We start from the raw sequence: 23269 nt of genomic DNA, 5'->3' as shown, positions 1-23269 counted from the left end.
TGATACCGTTTTCAAAAGATGTCCGTCATTACAAACAAATAAAAGGAGAGGGCCTGTCATGAAACAAGCTGCTGTAAAAGAGAAGCCGACAAAGGTTAGAGTGCGGGTACTGCTGTTTATTTTTGTATGTGTCGTGATCAATTATATGGATCGAAGCAATATCTCCGTCGCAGCTTCTGCAATAGGAGACGATTTAAACTTGTCTGCCGTTCAACTGGGTTTGATTTTTTCCGCTTTCGGCTGGGCATACTGCGCCCTGCAAATACCGGGAGGCGGGCTTGTCGATCGGTTTGGCCCGAGGCTTGTCTACGGTTTTACCTTGGTTACTTGGTCGCTCGCAACATTGCTTCAGGGGTTTGTCCGCGGCTTCGGTTCTCTATTCGGGTTGCGTCTTGCGACGGGGGCGTTTGAAGCGCCGGCTTTTCCGACCAATAACCGGGTGGTGACTTCATGGTTCCCTGAACAGGAAAGGGCTTCAGCCATTGCGTTTTATACGTCGGGGCAATTTGCCGGCCTTGCGTTTTTAACGCCGGCGCTCAGCGCCATCCAGCATGTCGTCGGCTGGCGCGGCCTGTTCATCGTAACTGGGGTGATCGGCATCATCTGGGGCCTTATCTGGTATATTTTTTACCGTGATCCCGACCGTCATCCAAAGGTAAATAAGGCTGAACTTGATCATTTCTCGCAAACGGGGGAAGCTTTGCGCCCGCCCTCGTCTTTATCGGCACCCTTGCCCTTTTGGGAGCCCTTTCGTACATCTTTCTTGTCGGAAAGGTTGAACGGATTCAGGTCAATGATAATGTAAAAGAAAACGATTCTATTTCTATGTGACACCCGGCTGCCGGACATTCGGCGGCCTTTTTGAATAATAGATCATGGTTTGTCACAAAATAACGTTAAAATATTTTGATGACAGGTGCTTAAGATGAAAACATATTTTCAAAAAGATTATCAGCTCGGCTCGTTTCAATTTTTTTCAACATCTCATATACTGACTTTGCTGGTGCTTGCAGCGCTCGGTGTTTGTTTGTTCGTCTTTCGCAAGACGCTGCAAAAACCGCGGTGGAACCGGATGCTTCGCTATGCGTTTGTGGCGGTTTTATTGATTTCTGAAATCAGCTACCACTCCTGGTTTATCTATGTAAATTCCTGGACGCCGCGTTATTGTTTGCCGCTTCACCTCAGCGACCTTTCGGTTTATCTTGTCATCATTCTGTTATTGACGAAAAATCTCACCTTGTTTAAATTTCTTTATTTTGCCGGTTTGGGGAGCGCTTTGCAAGCGATTCTGACGCCTGACTTGGGAAGGTACGGCTTTCCTCATTTCCGCTTTTTTGAATTTTTCATTTCCCACGGAATCGTCGTACTGGCCTGCCTTCTGATGATTGCAGCCGAGAAGTATAAGCCGACCGTGCGCTCTCTCTGGGTCACGTTTCTTCTCGTCAATATTTATGGGGCATTCATCTTTTTAATCAACCGTTTGCTGAAGTCGAACTATATGTACATGATGAAAAAGCCGGGCGGCGGAGCTTCGCTGTTAGACGTGCTCGGGCCGTGGCCATGGTATCTTTTATCAGCGGAAGCGGTCACGATCGTCTTCTTCTATCTTCTCTATCTGCCGTTTTGGATCGCCAGGAAGGTGAAAGAAAAAAAGGATCTTGCATGATTCCTGTATTTCTGAATAGGTTCGGCCGTATTCCATTGGCCAAGAGACTTTAAAAAATCAAAATGAGTGATTACGCCATGAGTGTCTCCTTTTTAACTAATCATTCACACCGTGATCAGGAATATGAAGAAAAAAGCAGATCTCGTAAAAGATCTGCTTTCTATTACATACTGATTTGTTTCTTTTGTTCATAATCTATTTCTGGCTGTATTTCCTTCGTGAGTTGATGCCCTTCTATGTCCACATTCGGAATAATCTTGTCCAGCCATTTTGGCAAGTACCAGGCTGCATTCCCCATCAGCTTCATGACACTTGGAATCAGTGTCATTCGTACAATAAATGCATCAAAGAGCACACCAAAGGAAAGAGCCAACCCGTTGGCTTTAATAGAAGCTTCTCCAGCAAAGATAAATCCTGCAAAAACGAAGATCATGATCAGGCCGGCTGCGGTGACAACAGGACCGCTGTGTTTTAATCCGGCTTGAATCGCTTGTACTGGATTCTTTGTTTTCACATATTCTTCACGCATTCTGCTGACAAGGAATACTTGATAATCCATGGCTAATCCAAACAGAATTCCAATAGATAAAATCGGCAAGAACGCGAGTATCGGCCCTTTTTCTGGTATTTTGAAAAAGTCGATGAGATTCCCGTCTTGTAAAACAAATACACAGATCCCAAGAGTGGCAGTCATTGTCAATACGAAACCAGCAACTGCAACAAGAGGCACAAGCAGCGAACGGAATACGATTGTCAGCAATACAAACGCAAAACCAACAATGAGCACAGCAAACACCGGTATCGCATCATTCAGGCGATCTGAAATATCAATATTCACGGCAGTCGATCCAGTAACGAGCAAATCTACCCCGTTTTTATCTGATAAGCTGCGTACTTCCTTTACCAAATCCTTCGTTGCCACATCATTTGGACCTGTTTCAGGAACGACCGTAATGATAGCAAAGTTCCCTTCTTTATTAGGCATTGCAGGAGTGACACTCGCTACATGGTCTAGTTCCTTTATTTCTTTCACTGCATCTGTGAAGGCTTCCACCTTATTTTCTGTCACACTTGTAGCATCCGCTACGATTGTTAATTGACCATTAAATCCTTCTCCAAAACCGTCGGCAAGCAAGTCATATGCCTGGCGTTCCGGATTATCCTTCGCTTTCATCCCTGCATCAGGCAAGCCCAGTTCCAAATGCATAGATGGAATACTAATGACGAGCAAAATGAAAATGCTGCATACACTTAGCATGATAGGGTTTTTTGTGACAAAGCGTCCCCAGACATTTGTTTCAGCGCTTTGTTTTTCTTTTTTCTTGTTTGATTTCGGAACCATCCGTTTCCCCGCTATCGATAAGACGGCAGGAACAAGCGTGATTGAGGCGAGAACAGCTAACAATACACTAAGCCCTGCTGTCAGCCCCATTGCAGACATAAAAGGAATGTTAACAACCGTCAATCCGCAAAGTGCGACAATAACAGTAAGTCCGGCAAAAACGACTGCACTCCCAGCTGTTCCGGTAGCTCTGGCAATAGATTCATTCTTTTGTATGCCTTCGCCTAGAAACTGACGGTGCTTCGTAAAAATAAATAAAGCATAATCAATCCCAACAGCAAGGCCAATCATTCCGGCTAATGAAAGACTGACGGAAGCAATATCGAAAACTTGTGTTCCAATCAAAACAAGTCCAATACTAACACCTAATCCAATCAGTGCAGTTAAAATCGGTAAGCCTGCTATTAATAAAGAGCCGAATGTAATGGCTAAAACGATAAAGGCCAAAATAATGCCGACAATTTCAGAGATACCGCCTATCTCCATCTCGGCTCCCGGTACATCTCCGCTTAGCTCAGTTTGCAATCCCTCATAATCAGCCATTTTCAAACTGTCTTTTAAGTGTTTGATAGAGTAATCCTTTATATCATCTGCTGATGATTTATACTTGATATCAGCATAGGCAACTGTGCCGTCTTTCGCGATTGTTCCTGTCACAAAAGGACTTGCAATCGAGTCAACAGAACCATCTTTATCGATTTCCTTTAACGTATTTTCTATTGCTTTTTTGGCTGACTCTGCAGTAAGTTTCTCTCCATCTTCAGCACCGAAAATCACCCGTATGCTCCCTTTATCAGGGCCGTGAGGAAATTCTTTTTGAATCACATCCATCGCTTTTTCCGAAGGTGTGTCAGGTATGGACATATCCTCAGAAAAACTTGGTTTTAACGTAATGGCAAGCCCTATCGAAGCAACTAACACAACGATCCACGCACATATAACTTTTATGCGATTGGGAGCAACCCATCCTCCTAATTTATATAACATTTTTGACATGATAATCTCCTTTCAGTACATTGCTTGATCATATTCCTTCTCATTGTAGTGGACAATGAAATAAAAAAAACGTACATTCGGGTATGTACGTTTGGGCAAATTTCAAATTTGATGTTATTTGTCTAATGTCAGAATGCCTCTTTGCATGGCAATCGTTACGGCTTCAGTTCTTGAATTCGCGCCTAATTTATTGTAAATGGACGTTAACCTGGACTTTACTGTTCTCTCAGAGACGCCCAAATCAAAGGCGATCGCTTTGCTTTTAAGACCTTTAGCAATTGCTTTTAGAACAATGACTTCCTTTTCTGTCAGCTGCGTATCACTGCTCTGTTTTTTCATCCGCTCCAATTGGATTTCTTGCAGACGTTTTAAGATTTCAGGCTGCAACAGCACGTTTCCTCTTATTGCTGCATCCATTGTATGAAAAAGGGTTTCTGAACTCGTATCCTTCAATAGATATCCTTTCGCCCCTAATTTAATTCCTTCGATCATTAAGTGATCTTCATTATAAGTAGTCAAAATAATGATAGGGATGTCATGTTTTTCTTTTATTTGTTTAATGGCTTCTAACCCGCTCATCTCCGGCATATACAAATCCATGAGAATGATATCCGGTTTTAATTCATCTGCAAGACGGACTGCCGCTTTGCCATTTTCGGCCTCTCCTATGATGGTGTAATGATCATTCGTTTCAATTAAAAGCTTCAGACCTTCCCTCACGACAAGATGGTCATCAACGATTAAAACCTTATTCATCTTGCATCTCTCCCTGAATTGGTACTGTGATCTCAATTTGTGTTCCTTTTGATTTTGTACTCTTTATATTAAATTGGCCTTTCATGGCTCTGACGCGTTCTTCTATGCCGAGAAGCCCGTAATGTCCTCTCTTTTTCTTGCTCTTTTCAACATCAAATCCTTTGCCATTGTCCTTGACAGTTAAATGGAGCCTCCCCTTATCATCATCCCAAATGGATACCGATATCGTTTCTGCTTCAGCGTGCTTTGCTGCATTCGTTATGCATTCTCCAATGATGTAATAACAGTTTTCAGCTGTACGAACGTCTAATATCTGATGTAATCGGTAGTCTAAAAAACCACCCATGCCTGTCGACTCTTGAAAATGATCCATTAGTGAGGTAATTCTTTCTTTTAGAAAACCGATTTCCTCTGATTTGCTGCGCAGATCGTCAATCGCTGAACGCGCGTCGGCCAATGTACCTCTCACTCTTTTCATTGATTGTTGAATGATTTCTATTGCTCTCTCTGTGTTGCCTTTGGCGAGATGAACATGAATAGCATCGAGCTGCATATTTAAACTGACCAGCCCTTGAGCAAGCGTATCGTGTAAGTCCCGGGCCATACGCTGCCTTTCGTTTTGCAGCGTCAGCTGTTCGACCTGCTGATGAGCCAGCTCCAGCCGTTCAAGAGTCAGCTGAGCTTTTATCTTTTCATCGACTTGGGCAAATAATGTAGCGGCATAAGTAATAATCACGATCATAATAGGTACGGCAATGACAAGAAAATGCAAATAATCACCTTTGTGAATCTGATGTGTTGCATTGATTGACAGCAGAAGCAGTAAATACAGTATAAGGAAAGTCCTTCTTCTGTCTGCTATTCCTGCAATCTGTCCCATCAAAAATGCATAAAGGCCGATGATGACCAGCACTAAGAAGCCAGTCATGATATTAGCCAGTGTAAAAGTGATCAAACCTTGCAGCACAAAATATAGAATGACCCTTTTCTTAACCCAGCGATATGAATGCCAATGCAGCAAAGCAAAAATGGCGGTCAATACTGTAAACACGTTAAGCAATAAAATGGACCAGCTCCCAATAATAAATTGCAGCACGATAGAGGCTACATAGATCATGAGAATAAAAGCCAGTCCCGGAACTCTGAGCGCAAGCATATTTAATGCCCGTCTATCATGTGAGTAATGCTTTTCTTTAAAAGGATTCAAACCTCATCCACTTCCTTTAACAGTTTAACCGAACAGAGATTCATGTAATTTATTGAACGTGAACATACATTTATCCAATCATTTTATAGGAAGAGAAAGAACACAACAATACCGAGGTGCAGTGAACCATTAGATGTTCCCAAACATATGATCATTGCCCAAACGTACATAAGCGTTCTGCCTTTATGTACGTTTTATCTTTTCAAATTTACATTTAAAATCATAAGGAACTCACTATTTATTAAAGGAATGATCAACATTGAAATCGATTGATCTCACAATTTTATCATTAAAAAGAAAAGGAATCAGAACTGAGAAAGTGTCAAAAAATCAGTGCCCTGATCGATTAAGCAATACGAACGAAAAAACAGACAAACATAGAAACAAAAATAGTCAATCCAAGAGCACGTGTAAAGAAAAAGAGGAATGAACATGTATTGGTATTTAGGTGCTTTATTATATTTTCTCATCGGTACTTGTATATTCATTGGAGTCATTAGAGACAGGCACTCAGGCTCATGGATGCTCCTTACATTAGCAGCTCCAATCATCATTATTGGCTACCCTTACTTTTATTCAAAGAAGCTTTTTGCCAAAAGATAGTGAAATAGACGCCATACAATCTGAGGATCTTGCATGATCCTTTTTTTTTTCAGCCTATCGACGGTGTTTATCTTTTAAAAAAAGGGAATAGAACAAAAAAAGAAAAGGAGATGGAAGACATATGAAAAGCGACCGAACCATGCATATTATTTCATGTACAGACAATAACTACGCACAGCATTTAAGCGTGATGTTCGCATCATTGCTGACGAATATGGATCAGACGCGCGATGTGAAACTGTATGTCATCGACGGAGGGATTGAACCGGAAAATAAAAAGCGTCTGGAAGAGACGACCCTTCAATTCGGAGCCCCTATTACATTTCTGAATGTAGAAAAAAGCCAGTATGACCGTGCGGTCGAAAGCAGCCATATTACAAAAGCGGCATACTATCGGATTTCCATCCCCGATCTGATTGATGACGAATCCGTCAAACGAATGATCTATGTCGATTGCGACGCCTTAGTGTTAGAGGATATATCGAAGTTGTGGGACAAGGACATTTCACCTTATTTCGCAGCGGCGGTTGAAGATGCAGGCCAGCATGAACGGCTGAAAAAGATGAACATCAGCGACGAAGCAAAATATTTTAACTCAGGTATCATGATCATCGATATGGAAGCCTGGAGAAAAAACAACATTTCGAAAAAAGTCATCGACTTTATCAATAACAACGATGAAGACATGTTTGTGTTTCATGACCAAGACGCGCTGAATGCGATTCTTTATGATCAGTGGCTCGAACTTCATCCGAGATGGAACGCCCAAACACACATTATTTTAAAAGAAAAAACGCCGGCTTCCCTCATCGATCAAAAGCGCTATATGGAAACAAGGGCAAACCCGGCAATCGTTCATTTCTGCGGCGGAAACAAGCCTTGGAATTCAAACACCTCACACCCGTACGCCCGTCAATATTTTAAGTATTTGCAGTCCACAGCCTTTAACCAGCCGGCCAAATTGTCTAAAAACCATGTCAGCTAACATGCCAATCTCATTTTAAATCGCAGGATGAATCGATATAATGACAACAAACCCTGACGTATCCCCATATTCGCTTGTTTCCTTTCGGAAACAAGCATTTTTCTTGGCGTGCAAAAATTTTTGACGAATGGAGGAGTGCTTTTGGTTAAAGTGCTGTTGACACTTAACGGACTGTTTTACCGCACAGCGCCACTGTTGAAGGAAAGGGTCGAACGGCTCGGCGCCGAATTTGCATTTCTGGATTCCAATCGGTTGACGAGACAGGATTTACTGACTCATATCAAGGATGTTCATATTTATATCGCCGGCGTTGAAAAAGTGGACCGGGAGCTGATCGACGCCGCCCCGGAACTAAGATATATCATGAAATTCGGCGCGGGAATCGACAATATTGATGTAGAATATGCAAGCGAAAAAGGAATCCTCGTCACGAATGCACCTGGCCAAAACGCCTCGGCAGTCGCCGATTTGGCATTCGGCCTTCTGCTGTCTGGCGCCCGTTCGATCCCGCAGTCAAACGCCGCAGTCAAAGCCGGTTTGTGGCAATCCGAGATGGGCTATGAGCTCGATGGAAAAACGCTGGGGCTTATCGGTTTTGGGGAAATTGGCAAAAAGGTTGCAAGACGGGCTTCCGGGTTTCATATGAACGTTTTGGCGTACGGCACATACAAAGACTACAATGCAGCCAAACGGCTGAATGTACGGTTTGCAGAGCTTGACGATATCCTGGCAAAATCTGACTTTGTATGTATCAGCACGTCATTAAGACCTGCCACCTATCATTTGATCAATCAAGAAAAGCTGGCAAAAATGAAGAAAACCGCGTACCTGGTCAACATTGCCCGCGGAGAAGTGGTAGACGAAAGCGCGCTCATTCAAGCGCTTGAACAAAAACAGATCAGAGGTGCAGCATTGGACGTCTTTGAAACCGAACCGCCGGCCGCCCGGATCACTAGTCTCGGCAATGTCATGTGCACGGCGCATATCGGCGGCGCTACGTATGAGAGCATCAGGCGCATCGAAGAGGTGACATATCAAAACATCAAAAGGTTTATCGAAAAACAGCCGCCGGCTTTCCGCGTTTCATAAAGACCGGAAACGGCGAAAAGCCGCATCCGGTTATGTTCTTTGAAAAAACTCAATTATTTCTCCTTCGGGCCCAAAAAGAAAAAAATAGCGGAAGCCGTTTGGTAATACGGTGATCTCGTCTTCCATCAGCTTGATGCCGGCGCTTTTTACGCGGGCGAATTCAGCCTCGATATCATCGGTTGAGACGGCAAAATGATGTACTTTTCCTTCCTGAGGAAGACTGTCGTTATATCCCTCGATCAATTCAAGCTCTGTCTCGTCTCTGTTCTGAAAGCCTAAAAAAGCCAGCTTCATGATGCCGTTTGTATGGGTCATTCTGCCTTTCAGCGTCATTCCGATCACATTTTGGTAGAATGTGATCGAAGCATCAATGTCTTTCACCATCAGTCCTACGTGGTCAATTCGCGCCATTCCGCCATTCCTCCTTTTGTTTCTCCATCATTTTAGAAAGGTCGGAATCATCTGTCAATTATATCGATTACATGATGAATAAGAATATTGATCAGGCGTTATGGTAGGATAGAGAAGACTTTAAAATAAGGAATGAAATCAAATGCATACATTAAAAATAAAACATCCATTCGCTGCAAAAATGAAAAAGGGCTATCCCTTAATTGAAAAAGAAGCTGTTTCTTCGCAAGAAAACGGCATAAAAGAAGGTTCGCTGATCAGGGTTGCCGATGAAAACGGCACGTTTTTGGGAAAGGGCTACTATGGCGAGCAAAACAAAGGGATCGGCTGGATTCTGACCCGAAACGAAGAGGAATCAATTGATCAATCATTCTTTTTAAGCAGGCTGGTGAACGCCTTTCAGGCCAGAAAATCGCTTTTTCAAGACCCGGATACGACCGCTTTTCGTTTGTTTAACGGGGAAGGCGACGGAATCGGCGGCTTTACGATTGATTATTATGACGGCTACTATTTGTTCCAATGGTACAGCAAAGGGATTTATACGTTTAAGGAAGCGATTATGGAAGCCCTCGATGAATTGACAGACTATAAAGCCGTATATGAGAAAAAACGGTTTAATACGGCCGGGCAGTATGTAGAAGATGACGACTTTGTCAGAGGAGAGAGAGGGGAATTTCCGATCATTGTGAAAGAGAACGGCATACATTTTGCCGTTTACCTCAATGACGGTGCGATGACAGGCGTTTTTCTCGATCAGCGCCATGTCCGCAAGGCGGTTAGGGACCGGTATGCGGAAGGAAAAACCGTGCTCAACACCTTCTCATATACAGGTGCATTTTCTGTGGCGGCGGCGCTTGGAGGCGCTGAAAAAACGACGAGCGTTGATGTTGCAAACCGCAGTTTAAGCAGGACGATCGAACAATTCAGCGTGAACGGGCTGGATTATGAAGCTCATGATATTAAAGTCATGGACGTTTTTAAATATTTTCAATACGCGGCCAAAAAAGAACTCGCCTTTGACCTCGTCATCCTTGATCCGCCTTCATTTGCGAGAACAAAAAAGCATACATTCAGCGCGGCAAAGGATTATAAAAATCTGTTGAAAGACGCGATTCGAATCACTAAAGATCAAGGTGTGATCGTCGCTTCGACGAACAGCAGCGCTTTTGGGATGAAAAAATTCAAAGGTTTTATCGAAGCGGCATGCAAAGAAACGGGGACGCGCTTTACAGTGCTTGAGGAGCATTCGCTGCCCGAAGATTTTAAAACGGTGAAAAGCTATCCTGAAGGTGATTATTTAAAAGTTGTCTTTTTGCGGATCCGCCGCCGTTAATGTAAGGCTGGGGAAAAATTTTGCGATAAAAACAATACCTGTCGATCAATTATTCATGTATATTGATATTACGCGAAAAACTCAGGCAGGGGGAAGTTATGGATTACGGAATTTTAATATCGATAGGTATTTATATGGCAGGAATGCTTTTTATCGGATATTTTGCATATCGAAGAACTTCAAATTTGACCGACTACATGCTTGGCGGAAGAAATCTGGGCCCCGCCGTCACCGCGTTAAGCGCAGGTGCTTCCGATATGAGCGGCTGGCTATTAATGGGGCTGCCCGGTGCGATGTTTCTGAACGGATTGAGCAGCGGCTGGATCGTTGTCGGTCTGACAATCGGCGCTTATTTGAACTGGGTGTATGTTGCGCCGAGGCTGAGAACGTATACGGAAACGGCCGGCAACAGCATTACCATACCCGATTATTTCGAAAACCGTTTTAAAGACGGTTCAAGGCTGTTACGAGTGACGTCGGCTTTCGTTATTTTAGTATTTTTCACTTTTTATACATCATCCGGAATGGTGGCGGGCGGAGAGCTGTTCAGAACAGCATTCCACCTTGATTATCGGATCGGCATCTGGCTGACGGCCGGGGTTGTCATTCTTTATACGCTCTTCGGGGGCTTTCTGGCTGTCAGCTGGACCGATTTTGTTCAAGGGACGATCATGTTTATTGCGCTCATCTTAATGCCGATCGTCGTTTTTGTCCAATTGGGGGGAATTGCGCCGGCGTTTTCGGAAGTGAACGCGGTCAACCCGGACCTCCTCCGTCCGTTTCAAGGAACAACCGCAATCGGTATTGTTTCTTTACTGGCGTGGGGGCTCGGCTACTTTGGACAGCCTCATATTATTGTCAGGTTTATGGCGATTTCAAGCGTGAAAGAGTTGAAGAGTGCCAGAAGAATCGGCATGGGCTGGATGATCTTTTCGATTTGCGGCGCGATGCTGACAGGACTCGTCGGCATCGCCTATTTCAGCGCAAATCATCTTTCGTTAAAGAATGCCGAGACGATATTCATTAAGTTGGCAGACCTTTTGTTCCCATCGATGATTACGGGGTTTTTGCTGGCTTCCATTTTAGCAGCTGTCATGAGCACGATTTCTTCACAGCTTCTTGTAACCTCAAGCGCGCTTACAGAGGATTTTTATAAAGCGTTTGTCCGGAAAGGAGCTTCTGACAAAGAACTTGTTCTTGTCGGAAGGCTGTCTGTCCTCGCGATTTCACTGATCGCCCTCATGATGGCGCTTCATCCGAATGAAACGATATTGAATCTTGTCGGCTATGCGTGGGCAGGTTTCGGAGCGGCCTTTGGTCCTGTCGTTCTGCTGAGTCTGTATTGGAAACGAATGACGAAGTGGGGCGCGCTTTCAGGGATGCTGTCCGGGGCGTTGACTGTTATTGTGTGGGAGCAAGTAAAAGCTTTTGACCCGGTTTATGAAATCATTCCCGGATTTATTGTTTGTACAGTCGTGATCATCGTCGTCAGCCTGATGACAAAGAAGCCGTCCGCAGAGATTGAAAAGGAATTTGAGACGGCGGTTGAACAGCTGAAAGGTTGAGAATATGGTGATGGTCTTTGTCAAAGTATTGTTGACGGCCGCTTTTCTCACAGGGGCTTTCACGGGATTTCTGTGGACATTTTCCAAAGAAAAAAGCGATGAATTTTTTCGGAAATGGCGGCGGATGGATCGGGGAAATTTCACACTTTTCGGTTGGGATTTTGGTGTATTTCTTTTATAGTATTGCTGATGTGCTGCTCGATGTCTAAATGAAAAAAACCAAATTGGCGGAAAAAAACTTCCCCAATTTGGTTTTTTTATTTTTCGGCTATGATACTGCAATAAGGGAAATGAGAAACGGCGCTGCGCAAAGCGTGATGATCGCAGCCAGGATCATCGATACGCTTGAAATCGTTCCGGACACGGAGCTGAGCTCAAATGCTTTTGACGTACCTGCGCCGTGGGCGCTTGTGCCAAGCAGCACGCCCCTTGCGATTTCATTATCAATCCGGAAGTAGCGAATGACCATCGGTCCGATCACTGACCCGGACAGGGCGGTCAATATAACAAAAACAGCGGTCACCGCGGGCATTCCGCCGATCATTTCAGAAACGCTCATTGCAATTGGCGTTGTGACCGATCTGGGAACGAGGCTCTCAATCAGGTCTTCATTCAGCTTGAAAAGTTTTGCGATAAACGCTGTTGACAGGATCGCGATACAGCAGCCTACAGTCACGTTGATAATGATCTCAACCGCGTATTTTTTCAAGACTGGAAAGTATTTGTACAGCGGAATCGCAAAAGCCACGGTTGCCGGCTGGAGCATGTCTGTCAACAAGCGACCGCCCGCATTGTACGCTTCAAAGGGCACGTTGATGAAAAGCAGCAGGCCGACAAGTATCACCGGCGTGACCAATAAAGGTGACGCATATACCTTTGGATGGCGTGAATACACCGCTTTTGCGCCCAGATAAATTAACACTGTTGCGATCAGGCTTAAGCATCCGATGAGCATGTTTTTTTCCTTTCCTTTCTTTTGGCAATCAATTGAGTCAGCATTCCGGTCGACACCATGACGACGAATGTACTGATGAGGACAACGAGTATAATGCTTGTGCCGAATTCAGCCAGAATATCTCCGTAGTTCATAATCCCGACGGCTGAAGGGACAAAGAACAAAAGCAGCTCCGCGAGCAGCCACAAGGCGCCGATTTCAATCCATTCCAGCTTAATGATTTTGAAATGAAGAAGCGCAAAAATGACGATAATCCCGAGAATGCTGCCGGGAATGTTTATATGAAGAACCTCGGCAATCAGATTCATGAAACGCGCGAATAAAAACAAAAGAGCGACCTGACCTAATCCTTTAATGAATGTTTTCATGTCATTATCCCCCTTTCTAAACATGAGTGTACATGAGTTTTAAGTATAGGTAAAATACATATACAGAATAGATATTATTCATTTTGTCTATAGTTAAAAGCGCAAATCAGGTCAAAAGAAACAGTTTCCTGACTAAAATTAGAAATTGTCGTCCGGAATCATTTGGCGATTTTTTGTGACCATTAAACTGCCGTATTCCCGTGCCTTTAGACTTGTCCGCGATGAAAGCGGTGTACAGATGATTCAAAAAGACGGGTTATATGTCCTTAAAATGCGCTATGAGGAAGATGATGAACTGTGTATATATCCCTAAAAACAGTATTTACAGCCTATTCAACATCCGTGATTTTCGACTTAAACTATAAATATTGGAAATGAGAGCAAGTCCAGTCAAAGATGTGAATCTATGAAAAACCAACTGAATCATAATTTGACAAGGAAACAATCCATGCGAATCATACTGCAATTTCAGAGGTGACAATAATGGACTACTCAGACACGCTGCAAAAAATACACGGTGTCCTCTCTCATAAGGCGGCAGAGCTGGAAGAACAAATTGCAAGGCTGGAGCGGGCAAAGCGCGATGTAGAGCGGGAACAAAACCTCGGAATCGAAGAAATCAGGCAGATTTTGCGTCCGAACCTTGATGAGTCGTGGACCGGAAGCAGGGCAGCCGATTTTGACGAAGCACGTGATGAAGCGCACACAGCAATGTACAGAATTTTCACCGATGAATATGATCGGTATATTCATAAAATTGATTTAAAGATATTTGCTTTAGATTCTGAAAAAGGGGCTGTTCAAGCTGCAAGCTGGTCGGCCGACCGGGCGGACTTTCTGATGGAAAAAGGAGAGGAGGCCGTCGACGCTCTGCACAGCACAATCAACGGTTTAAAAGGGTGGTTGAAATGAGCAAAACGATTAAACTTAACCATGCAGCGGTTATGAAGCAGCTGGAGCAAGTAAGCAGCACGCTTCAAGCCGTGTCTTTAAAAAGCCCGTCAGCCGTAGCGCTCGGGCGGAACAACCTTGATTTTACGAAAAAGTGGCTTGAACGCGAAGCCGAAATTTGCAATATGGTCGAACAGTATAAAGAGGCTGTTCGTAAAAACATTGAGGACACCCGCTCTAATGTGGACACGCTGAAGGAACAGGATGAAGCGATTGCCCGAAGATAGGCGCTGCCGGCTGTATGCCGGCGGCGTTTTTTTATGTTGATGTAGAGGGGTGCTCCGCGGGGGTGCAGAAAACAATGAAATTGGTTTAGAATATGAATACAAGCAGGAACTCTGAAAGGGTGTCAAACAAATGGACATACGCCACTTAACCTATTTCTTGGAGGTAGCCCGTCTGAAAAGCTTCACAAAAGCCGCTCAGTCATTATACATATCTCAGCCGACAATTTCCAAAATGATTAAAAATCTTGAAGAAGAGCTCGGGATTGAGCTGTTTTACCGGCGGGGGCGTCAGATCGAGCTGACTGATGCGGGGCAAAGCATGTATGTGCAGGCCCAGGAAATCACCAAGTCGTTTCAAAATTTAACTTCAGAGCTGAATGACTTGATGGACGTCAAAAAAGGGCACGTGCGGATCGGTTTGCCGCCGATGATCGGCTCCGGCTTTTTTCCGAAAGTGATAGGGGATTTCAGAGACAAATATCCGAACGTCACCTTTCAGCTTGTTGAGCACGGCTCTGTGAAAGTGCAGGAAGGAGTGGAAGACGGATCGCTTGATATCGGCGTTGTCGTCTTGCCTGCAAAAGAGGAGATTTTTCACTCCTTTACAATCGTAAAAGAAGACTTGATGCTGATCGTCCACCCGTCTCATCGTTTTGCCGATGCGGATGAGATCGAGCTTCGGCAGTTAAGCGAAGAACCGTTTATCTTTTTCCGGGAAGACTTTGTTCTTCACGAACGGATCATTACGGCTTGCTTGAAGGCTGGATTTCAGCCGAATGTCATTTATGAAACCTCGCAATGGGATTTCATCAGCGAAATGGTTTCCGCTAACCTTGGAATCGGGCTTTTGCCCGAAAGAATCTGCCGCGATCTTGACCCGGAAAGAGTGAGAATCATTCCGCTGGTGAGGCCGGCCATTCCTTGGCATGTCGCCGTCATTTGGAGAAAAGACCGCTATCTGTCGTTCGCGGCGAGGGCGTGGATTGATCATACAAAATCGTATATATGGAGCGAAAATTCAAAAACAGAAGGGAATGCAGCCGAATGAATCTAGAAGATGCCGCAAGAGGAATTCAGAAAGTCAGAAAGCAAAAACCGCTCGTACACAATATGACAAACAATGTCGTCACCAATTTTACGGCGAACGGTTTACTGGCTCTCGGCGCATCGCCGGTGATGGCGTATGCGAGGGAAGAAGCCGCCGACATGGCAAAGATCGCCGGAGCCCTTGTGCTGAACATCGGCACGCTCAGCCGGGAATCTGTTGAATCGATGATCATTGCAGGAAAGTCCGCCAATGAACACGGTGTGCCGGTTATTTTTGACCCAGTCGGTGCTGGGGCGACGCCGTTTCGAACAGAATCGGCTCAAGCGATTATGCGCGAAGTGAAGGTTTCCGCCGTCAGAGGCAATGCCGCGGAAATTGCCAACACGCTTGGAGAGGACTGGCTGATCAAAGGCGTGGATGCAGGCGAAGGGAGCGGCGACAGAACAGAGCTCGCCAAAAAAGCCGCGAAATTATGGGATACAGCCGTCATCATAACCGGAGCTGAAGATGTCATAACGGATGGAACAAAAACGTATACCGTAGGCAACGGACATCAACTGTTAACGAAAGTGACGGGGACAGGCTGTCTGTTTACCTCTGTCATCGGTGCGTTTTGCGCCGTTGAAAAAGACGTTTGCCATGCCGCTGTATCTACAGCCGCTTTTTATGGAACGGCGGCCGAGTTGGCCGCGGAGAAAACGGAAAACCTGGGGCCCGGAAGCTTTCAAATCGAGTTTTTGAATCAGCTTGCCGCTGTTGAAGCGATGGATATAAAAGAACGCGGCAGGATCAGAGAGGTGGAATAAGATGACGCGAGTCTCAAAAGAAACGATAAAAGATCTGTTGTCAGTCTATTTTATTATGGGTTCAAACAATACTGCAGGCGATCCTTTAACTGTCATTGAACAAGCCTTAAAAGGCGGTGCGACACTTTTTCAATTCCGCGAAAAAGGCGAGGGCGCGTTAAAAGCAGGAGATCAAAAGGCGTTTGCTCGACAGGTGCAGGCTCTTTGCAAACAGTTCAATGTTCCGTTTATCATCAACGATGATGTAGAACTCGCGCTTGCGCTTGACGCCGATGGGGTGCATATCGGGCAGGATGATGATAAGGCCGCCGACGTCAGAGCGAGAATCGGGGACAAAATCCTCGGTGTTTCCGCGCATACACTTGAAGAAGTCGTAAAGGCGGAAAAGGATGGAGCGGATTATATCGGTGCAGGACCGGTTTACCCGACTGAAACAAAGCGGGATACAAAAGCTGTGCAGGGTGTCTCGCTCATTCAAGAGCTCCGCAGGCAGGGGATTGGCATACCTGTGGTCGGAATCGGCGGGATCACGGCCGAAAACTGCGCCCCCGTCATCGAGGCCGGCGCTGACGGCATCAGTGTCATCAGCGCCATCAGCAAAGCTGCCGATCCAAAGGCGGCCGCCGAGGCGTTCAGCAAGAAAGTGCAAGCTGCTAAACAAAGCGCGCATTCCTAAATGGAATATGCGCTTTTTGATATAAAAATTAAAATCTCTCGTTCATAAACCGTTCCAGAAAATGCCCGATCACCAGGGAGGACATGCCGAGCGATGAGGCAGTGCGGCCAAGCGAGGAGATTTTCAAATGATAATTAGACAAGGCTTCTGCAGCACTTCTTGAGGCAATCGTTTTTTTAATCGCATCGACGATGATCGGATAGGATTCTACAATGGTATTCCGCAAGATAATCGTATCGGGATTCAACGTCTTCAAGATGTTGAGAAGTCCGATGCCGATATGAAAACCGAATCTTTCAAACGTCTCCATCATCCCCGGATCACTGCGGTCTGCAAGTTCTTTAACGGTTTCGTAAAGCGGGGCTTCGGAATTCGCTCCATAGTGAGAGAAGACGGCTTTTTCCGAAGCGTAAAGCTCCCAGCAGCCTCTATTCCCGCACCGGCACAATGGGCCGTCAAAGTGAATGGACATGTGCCCGGCTTCTCCGGAAAAACCTTGCACACCTCTAAACAGTTTTCCATTCATTAAAATCCCTAAACCAATCCCGGTATTAATGCTGACAAACACGGCATGCTCCAGCTGTCCGGCTTCTCCGTATTTCTTCTCGCCAACGGCGCCGGCGTTTGCTTCGTTTTCAATTAAAATGGGAACGCCGAACCTTTCTTCCAGTTTTTCCTTTAACGGAATCAAATGGATTGGCTTATTTGGCGTAAACACCACCTGCCGTTCGTTGTCTACCAAGCCGGGTACGCAAACGCCGATTCCGGTCAATCCGTATGGGGAAGGCGGTATTTTGTCAACGGCTAGCCCTGTCAATTCGATTAATGCCTCTTCTGTCGCCTGAATGTCTTCTTCATCCAGCGTCCGTTCGAATTGTTCAATCAAATGCCCTTCAAGATCGGTTAACACAACAATCAGATAATTGGTTCCGATATCTATACCGACCGCATAGCCGGCTTTTCGATTGAATTTCAGCATCACGGGCCTCCTGCCGCCGCTTGACTCGCCGGGGCCGGTTTCATAAATGATGTCCTTTTGAAGCAAGGAAGATACTTGGGAGGAAACGGTCGCTTTATTTAATCCCGTTATTTCCGAAAGTTTTGCTCTTGAAATGGGTGCGTTCTCAATAATCTGATCAAGAATCAGAGCTTTGTTCATTTTTTTTACAAGGGCTTGATCCGCTGTATTCAATGTCAATCACTCCATTGTTTTGAAGCTGTGAATTTATTATAGTATAACAAATTTAGAAAACTCAATTTTTTCCTTCATTTCCATTGAAAGCGGTTGATTCATCTTGTAAAATAAATACAAGGAAGTTAGTTTAATGGTTAAACAAACTTATTTTTTAACGTTTGCTTTGCAAGGAAAAGTGAAGGGGGAGATCGGAATGTTTTTTAGAAATGTCGGAGTGATTGAGTATGAAGGAGCCGATTCGGAAAATCCTTACGCATTTAAATATTACAACCCTGATGAATACGTCGGCGGCAAAACGATGAAGGAACATCTTCGCTTCGCTGTTGCGTATTGGCATACCTTTGATGCGGACGGGAAAGACCCTTTCGGTGACGGGACGATGTTCCGGCCGTGGAACCGGATGACACATCCTTTGGATAAAGCAAAAGCCCGGGCGGAAGCGGCTTTTGAATTCTTTGAAAAGCTCGGCGTGCCCTATTTCTGCTTTCATGACGTTGATATCGTTGATGAAGGAGCAACGTTGCGTGAGACATTTACGTATTTGGATCAAATGTCGTCTTTTCTTAAAGAAATGATGGAGACTAGCCGTGTTCAGCTGCTTTGGAATACAGCCAATATGTTTACCCATCCGAGGTATGTCCACGGGGCCGCAACTTCCTGCAATGCGGATGTCTATGCCTATGCGGCCGCAAAAGTGAAAAAAGGACTGGATATCGCCAAGGAGCTTGGAGCGGAAAACTATGTGTTCTGGGGCGGAAGAGAAGGTTATGAAACATTGCTGAATACAAATATGAAGCTTGAACTCGAAAACTTGGCTTCATTTTATAGAATGGCGGTTGAGTATGCGCGCGAAATCGGTTTTGACGGCCAATTTTTGATCGAGCCGAAGCCGAAGGAGCCGACGAAGCACCAGTACGATTTTGATGCGGCCACAACGATCGCTTTTTTAGAAACTTACGGTTTAAAAGACCATTTTAAACTCAATCTTGAGGCGAACCATGCGACCTTGGCCGGGCATACATTTGAGCATGAACTACGGGTGGCTGCCTTGCACGATGTGCTGGGTTCCATTGACGCCAATCAGGGCGATTTGCTCCTGGGCTGGGATACTGATGAGTTCCCGACCGATCTGTATTCTGCAGTACTTGCGATGTATGAAATTTTGAAAGCAGGCGGGTTTAAAACCGGTGGCATTAACTTCGATGCTAAAGTAAGGCGCCCGTCTTTTGCGGATGAAGACTTATTTCACGCTCATATCGCAGGAATGGATACGTATGCAGTCGGCTTGAAAGTCGCCTCCCGTCTGCTTGAAGACAAAGCCCTCGACCAGATCATTGAAGAGCGTTATGAAAGCTATACGAAAGGGATCGGGCTTGAGATCAAAGAAGGCCGCACCGATCTGAATAAGCTTGCCGCATACGCTCTTGAACACGACCAAATTGAAAATCAGTCAGGCCGCCAGGAACGACTGAAAGCGACCGTTAACCGTTACTTATTGAACGCTTTGCGCGAAGCGCCGGCAGAAAAGGAGACACGCTAGTGGAATACGTGATCGGGGTCGACCTCGGCACCAGCGCGGTTAAAATCATCCTTGTCAATCAGCGGGGAGAGCTGTGCGGCGAGGTCTCCAAACCATTTTCCATCATTCAGCCCCATTCCGGTTATTCTGAACAGGATCCCGCAGAATGGGCGGTAAAAACGAAGGAAGCCATTAAGGAATTAGTTATGCATTTCCCGGGAAAAGCATCTCAGATTAAAGGGATCAGCTTTTCCGGACAGATGCATGGATTGGTACTTTTAAACGGCAAAGGAGAGGTTTTGCGAAACGCGATCCTGTGGAACGATACACGGACAACCGAACAATGCCGTCTGATTAACGAGAAAGTCGGAAAGGAGCGCCTGCTCGAGATCGCGAAAAACCCGGCGCTCGAAGGCTTTACCCTTCCGAAGCTTTTATGGGTGAAAGAACATGAAAAAAAGTTGTTTGAAAAGGCGGCCGTTTTTTTGCTGCCGAAAGACTACGTCAGGTACACGATGACGGGGCGTCTGCACAGCGAATATTCAGATGCGGCCGGAACGCTCCTGCTCGATGTGAAACATCAGACATGGAGCGGGGAAATCTGCAGCAAGCTCGGCATCCCGGAGTCCTTATGTCCGGATCTGATTGAGCCGGGCGCCTGTGTCGGCGGCGTCAGTCCGGAATTCGCGGCCGAAACCGGTCTGGCTCCTGAAGTCAAGGTGTTTGCCGGCGGCGCTGATAATGCATGCGGCGCGGTCGGCGCCGGTATTTTAAGAGAAGGAACGGCCCTTTGCAGCATAGGCACCTCAGGGGTTGTTCTCACATATGAATCAAACCGAGATCAAGAGTTTGATGGCAATATTCATTTTCTGAACCACGCCGCCCCCAATGCGTTTTATTCAATGGGAGTGACGCTTTCCGCAGGACGCAGCTTCAGCTGGTTTAAAGATGTATTTGCCGGGCAAACGTCATTTGACGAATTAATTAGCGATATTGACCATTCCCGTCCCGGTGCCCGGGGGCTGCTGTTTACCCCTTACTTGTCAGGGGAGAGAACCCCTCATGCCGATGCAGATATTCGCGCCAGCTTCATCGGGATGGACAGCGCACATACACGGGCGGACTTCGTCAGAGCCGTCATTGAAGGCATCACATTCTCCCTACACGAGAGCATTGAACAATTCCGTGCCGCGGGAAAGGATATCAGCCGCGTGATTTCAATCGGCGGAGGCGCCAAAAGCGATCAATGGCTGCAAATCCAGGCGGATATCTTCAACGCCGACATCATCAGACTCACAAGCGAACAGGGGCCGGCATATGGAGCAGCCATGATCGCGGCCGTCGGGTGCGGCTGGTTTCCGTCGCTTGAAGCTTGTGCAGACCGATTCGTTCTCATCAAAGAAACCTTTTCACCCCGCCGTGAATACAGCAGACAATACAAAGCTCTGTTTCAAATTTACAGAGATGTCTACCGGCACACGAAAGCGCTGAACGAGCGGCTGGCGAGCTTTCGGGAATAAAAAAACTTATGAGCCGGCCGGCTCATAAGTTTTTTTCGGGTGTGCATCCAGTTTAAGATTGATCCATGTGAATGCCTGTATGTGCTTTGACCTGAATTTCTGCAAATGCTTCTTGATCAGGGGTTTTTGAAGACAGAATCGTCCCGAGATAAGCGCCTAAAAAGCCGAGCGGAATGGAGATGATACCCGGGTTGGAAAGCGGGATCAGCGGTTCTCCAACAAAGATAGCGTTTCCGGCCGGGTCCCAGACACTCGGGCTGATGGAGACGAGAATCAGCGCGCTTAAAAGACCGGTCAGACTGCCGGCCAAAGCGCCGGCCGCATTAAATCTTTTCCAGAAGACGGTGAAGATAATGAGCGGCAGATTGGCGCTTGCCGCCACGGCAAATGCAAGCGAGACAAGAAACGCGACATTCAGCGATTGGGCGAAGACAGCAAGCAGAATCGAAAGGACGGATACGCCGATGGAAGCCCATCTTGCAGCGATGATTTGCTCTTTTTCCGTAGCCGCGCCTTTTCTGATAATCTGGCTGTATATATCATGCGCAAAAGCGGATGCCGCCGACAGCACAAGGCCTGTGACCACCGCCAAAATCGTTGCGAACGCGATGGCTGAGACGAAGGCGAACAGAAAATCTCCGCCGAGCGCCTGAGCAAGCAGCGGTGCAGCCATGTTCCCCGCTTTATCGGCAGCTAAAATGTTTTCAAAACCGACAAACGCGGCAGCACCAAAACCGAGAAAGACCGTCATAATATAAAATATACCGATAATCCATGTAGCCGAGATTACCGATTTCCTTGCCGTTTTGGCATCTTTTACTGTATAAAACCGGATGAGAATGTGAGGCAGGCCGGCTGTCCCGAGGACGAGTGCCAAATTGAGTGAGAGTGTTTCAAGAGGAACATTATACTTATTGCCGGGGTTCAAAAAATCAGCCCCAAGCGGAGTAGCTGTTTTCATTTGTTCAAACATGTTCGTCAGGCTGAAGCCGAATTTTGAAAAAACGATGATTGAAATAATGAGCGTCCCTGCCATCAAGAGAACGGCCTTGATGATCTGGACCCAGCTGGTTGCGATCATTCCTCCGAATACGACGTAGATGGTCATCAAAACCCCGACAATGCACACGGCCAGCGTATAATCGATGCCGAGCAGAAGCTTGATCAGCGCACCGGCGCCGACTAACTGTGCAATCATATAAAAGGTGGAGATCGTGATCGTGTTTAATGCGGCGACACCGCGAATTTTCTTTTGTTTAAAACGAGAGGCAATCATGTCCGCCATTGTAAATTTGCCGAGGTTTCGGAGCGGCTCTGCCACAATGTAAAGCACGACTAAATAAGCGACGAGGAAGCCGATGCTGTAGAAAAAACCGTCAAACCCGTTCAAAGCGATCATCCCGGCAATGCCGAGGAAAGAAGCCGCTGACATGTAATCTCCCGCAATAGCCAGTCCGTTTTGAATGCCGGTAAGCCCTCCTCCCGCCGTGTAAAACTCATTGGCCGTTTTTGTCTGTTTGGCCGCGAAATACGTAATGACAAGCGTGAGAGCAACAATGGCAAGAAACAGAATAAAGGCTGTGGCACTCATGAATCAACGCCTCCAATCTTCTTTTTGAAATCGCTTGCAATTTGATCGAATTGACCGGCTTTTTTTGTATACATAATACACAGCGTCCATGTCATAACAAACTGAGCTATCGCAAAAACCCATGCCCATGTGATGGCTCCGACTGCCGGCTGATTCAAAAATGTGAAGTATGATGTCATAACCGGCAGCAGGAAATAAAAGAGCAGAAAGAAAATCGTCATCGGTACAATAAAAGCCCGTTTCCGTGATAACAACCGCTGGAACTCCGGAGATGCCGCAGCTTTGCTGTAATCTATTTTGCCTTCTCTCATTTGTTCTTTGCCCCTCCTTGTGTTTGTCTGAAAAGATACAACAAAGGTATGTAACACGCTCCGGATTTATTCTTCAATTTTCACACAGCGTTTTATTTATATAAGATGAAAGACCTGATCATCTCGAATAAATGTTTTTTCCATAAAAG

General features: G+C 45.8%; 23 protein-coding genes and 1 pseudogene. 15 read left to right on the top strand and 9 right to left on the bottom strand.

What is annotated here, in order from left to right:
- Positions 1-58: 58 nt before the first annotated feature.
- Together MHB72_RS20855 and MHB72_RS20850 are read left to right on the top strand one after the other, a co-directional pair.
- Positions 59-706, top strand: a pseudogene (locus MHB72_RS20855) (MFS transporter); the annotation flags it as partial.
- A gap of 219 nt (positions 707-925) precedes the next feature.
- Entirely contained in the window at positions 926-1666 is a 741-nt protein-coding gene (locus MHB72_RS20850) for a YwaF family protein (RefSeq protein ID WP_023856971.1), read from the top strand.
- A 163-nt stretch (positions 1667-1829) separates the two neighbouring features.
- Here the strand turns inward: MHB72_RS20850 and MHB72_RS20845 are convergent, their stop codons facing one another.
- From MHB72_RS20845 to MHB72_RS20835, 3 genes are all read right to left on the bottom strand, one after another.
- Positions 1830-4004, bottom strand: a complete 2175-nt coding sequence (locus MHB72_RS20845; RefSeq protein ID WP_216919266.1) for an MMPL family transporter — start codon at positions 4002-4004, stop codon at positions 1830-1832.
- Positions 4005-4118: 114 nt separating this feature from the next.
- On the bottom strand, positions 4119-4760 hold the full coding sequence (ydfI, locus tag MHB72_RS20840; RefSeq protein WP_216919268.1) for a two-component system response regulator YdfI: 642 nt from the start codon (positions 4758-4760) through the stop codon (positions 4119-4121).
- A complete protein-coding gene (locus tag MHB72_RS20835) occupies positions 4753-5916 on the bottom strand; it encodes a sensor histidine kinase (protein WP_144497902.1) in 1164 nt (387 codons plus the stop codon). The genes ydfI and MHB72_RS20835 overlap by 8 nt, the downstream gene beginning before the upstream one ends.
- A gap of 310 nt (positions 5917-6226) precedes the next feature.
- On the opposite strand from MHB72_RS20835, the gene MHB72_RS20830 reads away from it, so the two are divergent.
- The 4 genes from MHB72_RS20830 to MHB72_RS20815 all read left to right on the top strand — a co-directional run bounded on the left by MHB72_RS20830 (position 6227) and on the right by MHB72_RS20815 (position 8644).
- Complete coding sequence (locus tag MHB72_RS20830) at positions 6227-6397, top strand: hypothetical protein (RefSeq protein ID WP_145929954.1); 171 nt, start codon at positions 6227-6229, stop codon at positions 6395-6397.
- Positions 6394-6570: a hypothetical protein gene (locus MHB72_RS20825; RefSeq protein WP_216919269.1), complete on the top strand. Its 177-nt coding sequence runs from the start codon at positions 6394-6396 to the stop codon at positions 6568-6570. Before MHB72_RS20830 ends, MHB72_RS20825 begins: the two co-directional genes overlap by 4 nt.
- Positions 6571-6691: 121 nt before the next feature.
- Positions 6692-7555, top strand: a complete 864-nt coding sequence (locus tag MHB72_RS20820; protein WP_216919271.1) for a glycosyltransferase family 8 protein — start codon at positions 6692-6694, stop codon at positions 7553-7555.
- A gap of 150 nt (positions 7556-7705) precedes the next feature.
- Positions 7706-8644 carry a phosphoglycerate dehydrogenase gene (locus MHB72_RS20815; RefSeq protein ID WP_340904188.1) on the top strand — a complete coding sequence of 313 codons (939 nt, stop codon included), beginning with the start codon at positions 7706-7708 and terminating at the stop codon, positions 8642-8644.
- 30 nt (positions 8645-8674) lie between these two features.
- On the opposite strand, the gene MHB72_RS20810 is transcribed toward MHB72_RS20815, so the two are convergent.
- Positions 8675-9055: a VOC family protein gene (locus tag MHB72_RS20810; RefSeq protein ID WP_128822189.1), complete on the bottom strand. Its 381-nt coding sequence runs from the start codon at positions 9053-9055 to the stop codon at positions 8675-8677.
- A gap of 142 nt (positions 9056-9197) precedes the next feature.
- Here MHB72_RS20810 and MHB72_RS20805 point away from each other — a divergent pair, with 142 nt between their 5' ends.
- Together MHB72_RS20805 and putP are read left to right on the top strand one after the other, a co-directional pair.
- Positions 9198-10388, top strand: coding sequence for a class I SAM-dependent rRNA methyltransferase (locus MHB72_RS20805; RefSeq protein ID WP_145929957.1), 1191 nt, complete (start codon positions 9198-9200; stop codon positions 10386-10388).
- Positions 10389-10486: 98 nt separating this feature from the next.
- A complete protein-coding gene (putP, locus tag MHB72_RS20800; protein ID WP_023856981.1) occupies positions 10487-11953 on the top strand; it encodes a sodium/proline symporter PutP in 1467 nt (488 codons plus the stop codon).
- A 268-nt stretch (positions 11954-12221) separates the two neighbouring features.
- Here putP and MHB72_RS20795 read toward each other — a convergent pair whose 3' ends face one another.
- Both MHB72_RS20795 and MHB72_RS20790 read right to left on the bottom strand, forming a co-directional pair.
- A complete protein-coding gene (locus tag MHB72_RS20795) occupies positions 12222-12908 on the bottom strand; it encodes a CidB/LrgB family autolysis modulator (RefSeq protein ID WP_023856983.1) in 687 nt (228 codons plus the stop codon).
- Complete coding sequence (locus tag MHB72_RS20790) at positions 12890-13276, bottom strand: CidA/LrgA family holin-like protein (RefSeq protein WP_020453376.1); 387 nt, start codon at positions 13274-13276, stop codon at positions 12890-12892. The genes MHB72_RS20795 and MHB72_RS20790 overlap by 19 nt, the downstream gene beginning before the upstream one ends.
- Positions 13277-13759: 483 nt before the next feature.
- Between MHB72_RS20790 and MHB72_RS20785 the strand changes: the two genes are divergently transcribed.
- From MHB72_RS20785 to thiE, 5 genes are all read left to right on the top strand, one after another.
- Entirely contained in the window at positions 13760-14188 is a 429-nt protein-coding gene (locus tag MHB72_RS20785) for a YwqH-like family protein (RefSeq protein ID WP_020453375.1), read from the top strand.
- The gene (locus MHB72_RS20780) at positions 14185-14454 is read left to right on the top strand and encodes a YwqI/YxiC family protein (RefSeq protein ID WP_216919275.1); all 270 of its coding nucleotides are present in this window, start codon (positions 14185-14187) and stop codon (positions 14452-14454) included. The genes MHB72_RS20785 and MHB72_RS20780 overlap by 4 nt, the downstream gene beginning before the upstream one ends.
- 130 nt (positions 14455-14584) lie before the next feature.
- Positions 14585-15502, top strand: coding sequence for a cidABC operon transcriptional activator CidR (cidR, locus tag MHB72_RS20775; RefSeq protein ID WP_023856984.1), 918 nt, complete (start codon positions 14585-14587; stop codon positions 15500-15502).
- Complete coding sequence (thiM, locus tag MHB72_RS20770; protein ID WP_216919277.1) at positions 15499-16308, top strand: hydroxyethylthiazole kinase; 810 nt, start codon at positions 15499-15501, stop codon at positions 16306-16308. Before cidR ends, thiM begins: the two co-directional genes overlap by 4 nt.
- A 1-nt stretch (position 16309) precedes the next feature.
- Entirely contained in the window at positions 16310-16984 is a 675-nt protein-coding gene (gene thiE / locus MHB72_RS20765) for a thiamine phosphate synthase (RefSeq protein WP_026580283.1), read from the top strand.
- Positions 16985-17012: 28 nt separating this feature from the next.
- Here the strand turns inward: thiE and MHB72_RS20760 are convergent, their stop codons facing one another.
- The gene (locus tag MHB72_RS20760) at positions 17013-18176 is read right to left on the bottom strand and encodes an ROK family transcriptional regulator (RefSeq protein WP_023856987.1); all 1164 of its coding nucleotides are present in this window, start codon (positions 18174-18176) and stop codon (positions 17013-17015) included.
- Between the two features lie 196 nt (positions 18177-18372).
- On the opposite strand from MHB72_RS20760, the gene xylA reads away from it, so the two are divergent.
- Positions 18373-19719 carry a xylose isomerase gene (gene xylA / locus MHB72_RS20755; protein WP_023856988.1) on the top strand — a complete coding sequence of 449 codons (1347 nt, stop codon included), beginning with the start codon at positions 18373-18375 and terminating at the stop codon, positions 19717-19719.
- Positions 19719-21218, top strand: a complete 1500-nt coding sequence (gene xylB, locus MHB72_RS20750) for a xylulokinase (protein WP_130569279.1) — start codon at positions 19719-19721, stop codon at positions 21216-21218. Before xylA ends, xylB begins: the two co-directional genes overlap by 1 nt.
- Positions 21219-21270: 52 nt before the next feature.
- Here the strand turns inward: xylB and MHB72_RS20745 are convergent, their stop codons facing one another.
- Complete coding sequence (locus MHB72_RS20745; RefSeq protein ID WP_216919279.1) at positions 21271-22809, bottom strand: solute symporter family protein; 1539 nt, start codon at positions 22807-22809, stop codon at positions 21271-21273.
- The gene (locus tag MHB72_RS20740; RefSeq protein ID WP_023856991.1) at positions 22806-23120 is read right to left on the bottom strand and encodes a DUF485 domain-containing protein; all 315 of its coding nucleotides are present in this window, start codon (positions 23118-23120) and stop codon (positions 22806-22808) included. The genes MHB72_RS20745 and MHB72_RS20740 overlap by 4 nt, the downstream gene beginning before the upstream one ends.
- Between the last annotated feature and the right edge of the window lie 149 nt (positions 23121-23269).

Source organism: Bacillus sp. FSL K6-1284 (assembly GCF_038002625.1).
Lineage (GTDB): Bacteria > Bacillota > Bacilli > Bacillales > Bacillaceae > Bacillus > Bacillus paralicheniformis.
The sequence above is the reverse complement of the archived record's forward strand: the minus strand, read 5'-3'. Positions and strand labels throughout refer to the sequence as shown.

What these genes read in the sequence shown, in the direction of transcription:
- MHB72_RS20785 (WP_020453375.1), top strand. Translation starts at nt 13,760, where the DNA reads ATGGACTACTCAGACACGCTGCAAAAAATACACGGTGTCCTCTCTCAT.
- thiE (WP_026580283.1), top strand. Translation starts at nt 16,310, where the DNA reads ATGACGCGAGTCTCAAAAGAAACGATAAAAGATCTGTTGTCAGTCTAT.
- MHB72_RS20790 (WP_020453376.1), bottom strand. Translation starts at nt 13,276, where the DNA reads ATGAAAACATTCATTAAAGGATTAGGTCAGGTCGCTCTTTTGTTTTTA.
- thiM (WP_216919277.1), top strand. Translation starts at nt 15,499, where the DNA reads ATGAATCTAGAAGATGCCGCAAGAGGAATTCAGAAAGTCAGAAAGCAA.
- putP (WP_023856981.1), top strand. Translation starts at nt 10,487, where the DNA reads ATGGATTACGGAATTTTAATATCGATAGGTATTTATATGGCAGGAATG.
- MHB72_RS20850 (WP_023856971.1), top strand. Translation starts at nt 926, where the DNA reads ATGAAAACATATTTTCAAAAAGATTATCAGCTCGGCTCGTTTCAATTT.
- MHB72_RS20835 (WP_144497902.1), bottom strand. Translation starts at nt 5,916, where the DNA reads ATGCTTGCGCTCAGAGTTCCGGGACTGGCTTTTATTCTCATGATCTAT.
- MHB72_RS20825 (WP_216919269.1), top strand. Translation starts at nt 6,394, where the DNA reads ATGAACATGTATTGGTATTTAGGTGCTTTATTATATTTTCTCATCGGT.
- MHB72_RS20795 (WP_023856983.1), bottom strand. Translation starts at nt 12,908, where the DNA reads ATGCTCATCGGATGCTTAAGCCTGATCGCAACAGTGTTAATTTATCTG.
- ydfI (WP_216919268.1), bottom strand. Translation starts at nt 4,760, where the DNA reads ATGAATAAGGTTTTAATCGTTGATGACCATCTTGTCGTGAGGGAAGGT.
- MHB72_RS20805 (WP_145929957.1), top strand. Translation starts at nt 9,198, where the DNA reads ATGCATACATTAAAAATAAAACATCCATTCGCTGCAAAAATGAAAAAG.
- MHB72_RS20745 (WP_216919279.1), bottom strand. Translation starts at nt 22,809, where the DNA reads ATGAGTGCCACAGCCTTTATTCTGTTTCTTGCCATTGTTGCTCTCACG.
- xylA (WP_023856988.1), top strand. Translation starts at nt 18,373, where the DNA reads ATGTTTTTTAGAAATGTCGGAGTGATTGAGTATGAAGGAGCCGATTCG.
- MHB72_RS20780 (WP_216919275.1), top strand. Translation starts at nt 14,185, where the DNA reads ATGAGCAAAACGATTAAACTTAACCATGCAGCGGTTATGAAGCAGCTG.
- MHB72_RS20810 (WP_128822189.1), bottom strand. Translation starts at nt 9,055, where the DNA reads ATGGCGCGAATTGACCACGTAGGACTGATGGTGAAAGACATTGATGCT.
- MHB72_RS20740 (WP_023856991.1), bottom strand. Translation starts at nt 23,120, where the DNA reads ATGAGAGAAGGCAAAATAGATTACAGCAAAGCTGCGGCATCTCCGGAG.
- MHB72_RS20820 (WP_216919271.1), top strand. Translation starts at nt 6,692, where the DNA reads ATGAAAAGCGACCGAACCATGCATATTATTTCATGTACAGACAATAAC.
- cidR (WP_023856984.1), top strand. Translation starts at nt 14,585, where the DNA reads ATGGACATACGCCACTTAACCTATTTCTTGGAGGTAGCCCGTCTGAAA.
- MHB72_RS20845 (WP_216919266.1), bottom strand. Translation starts at nt 4,004, where the DNA reads ATGTCAAAAATGTTATATAAATTAGGAGGATGGGTTGCTCCCAATCGC.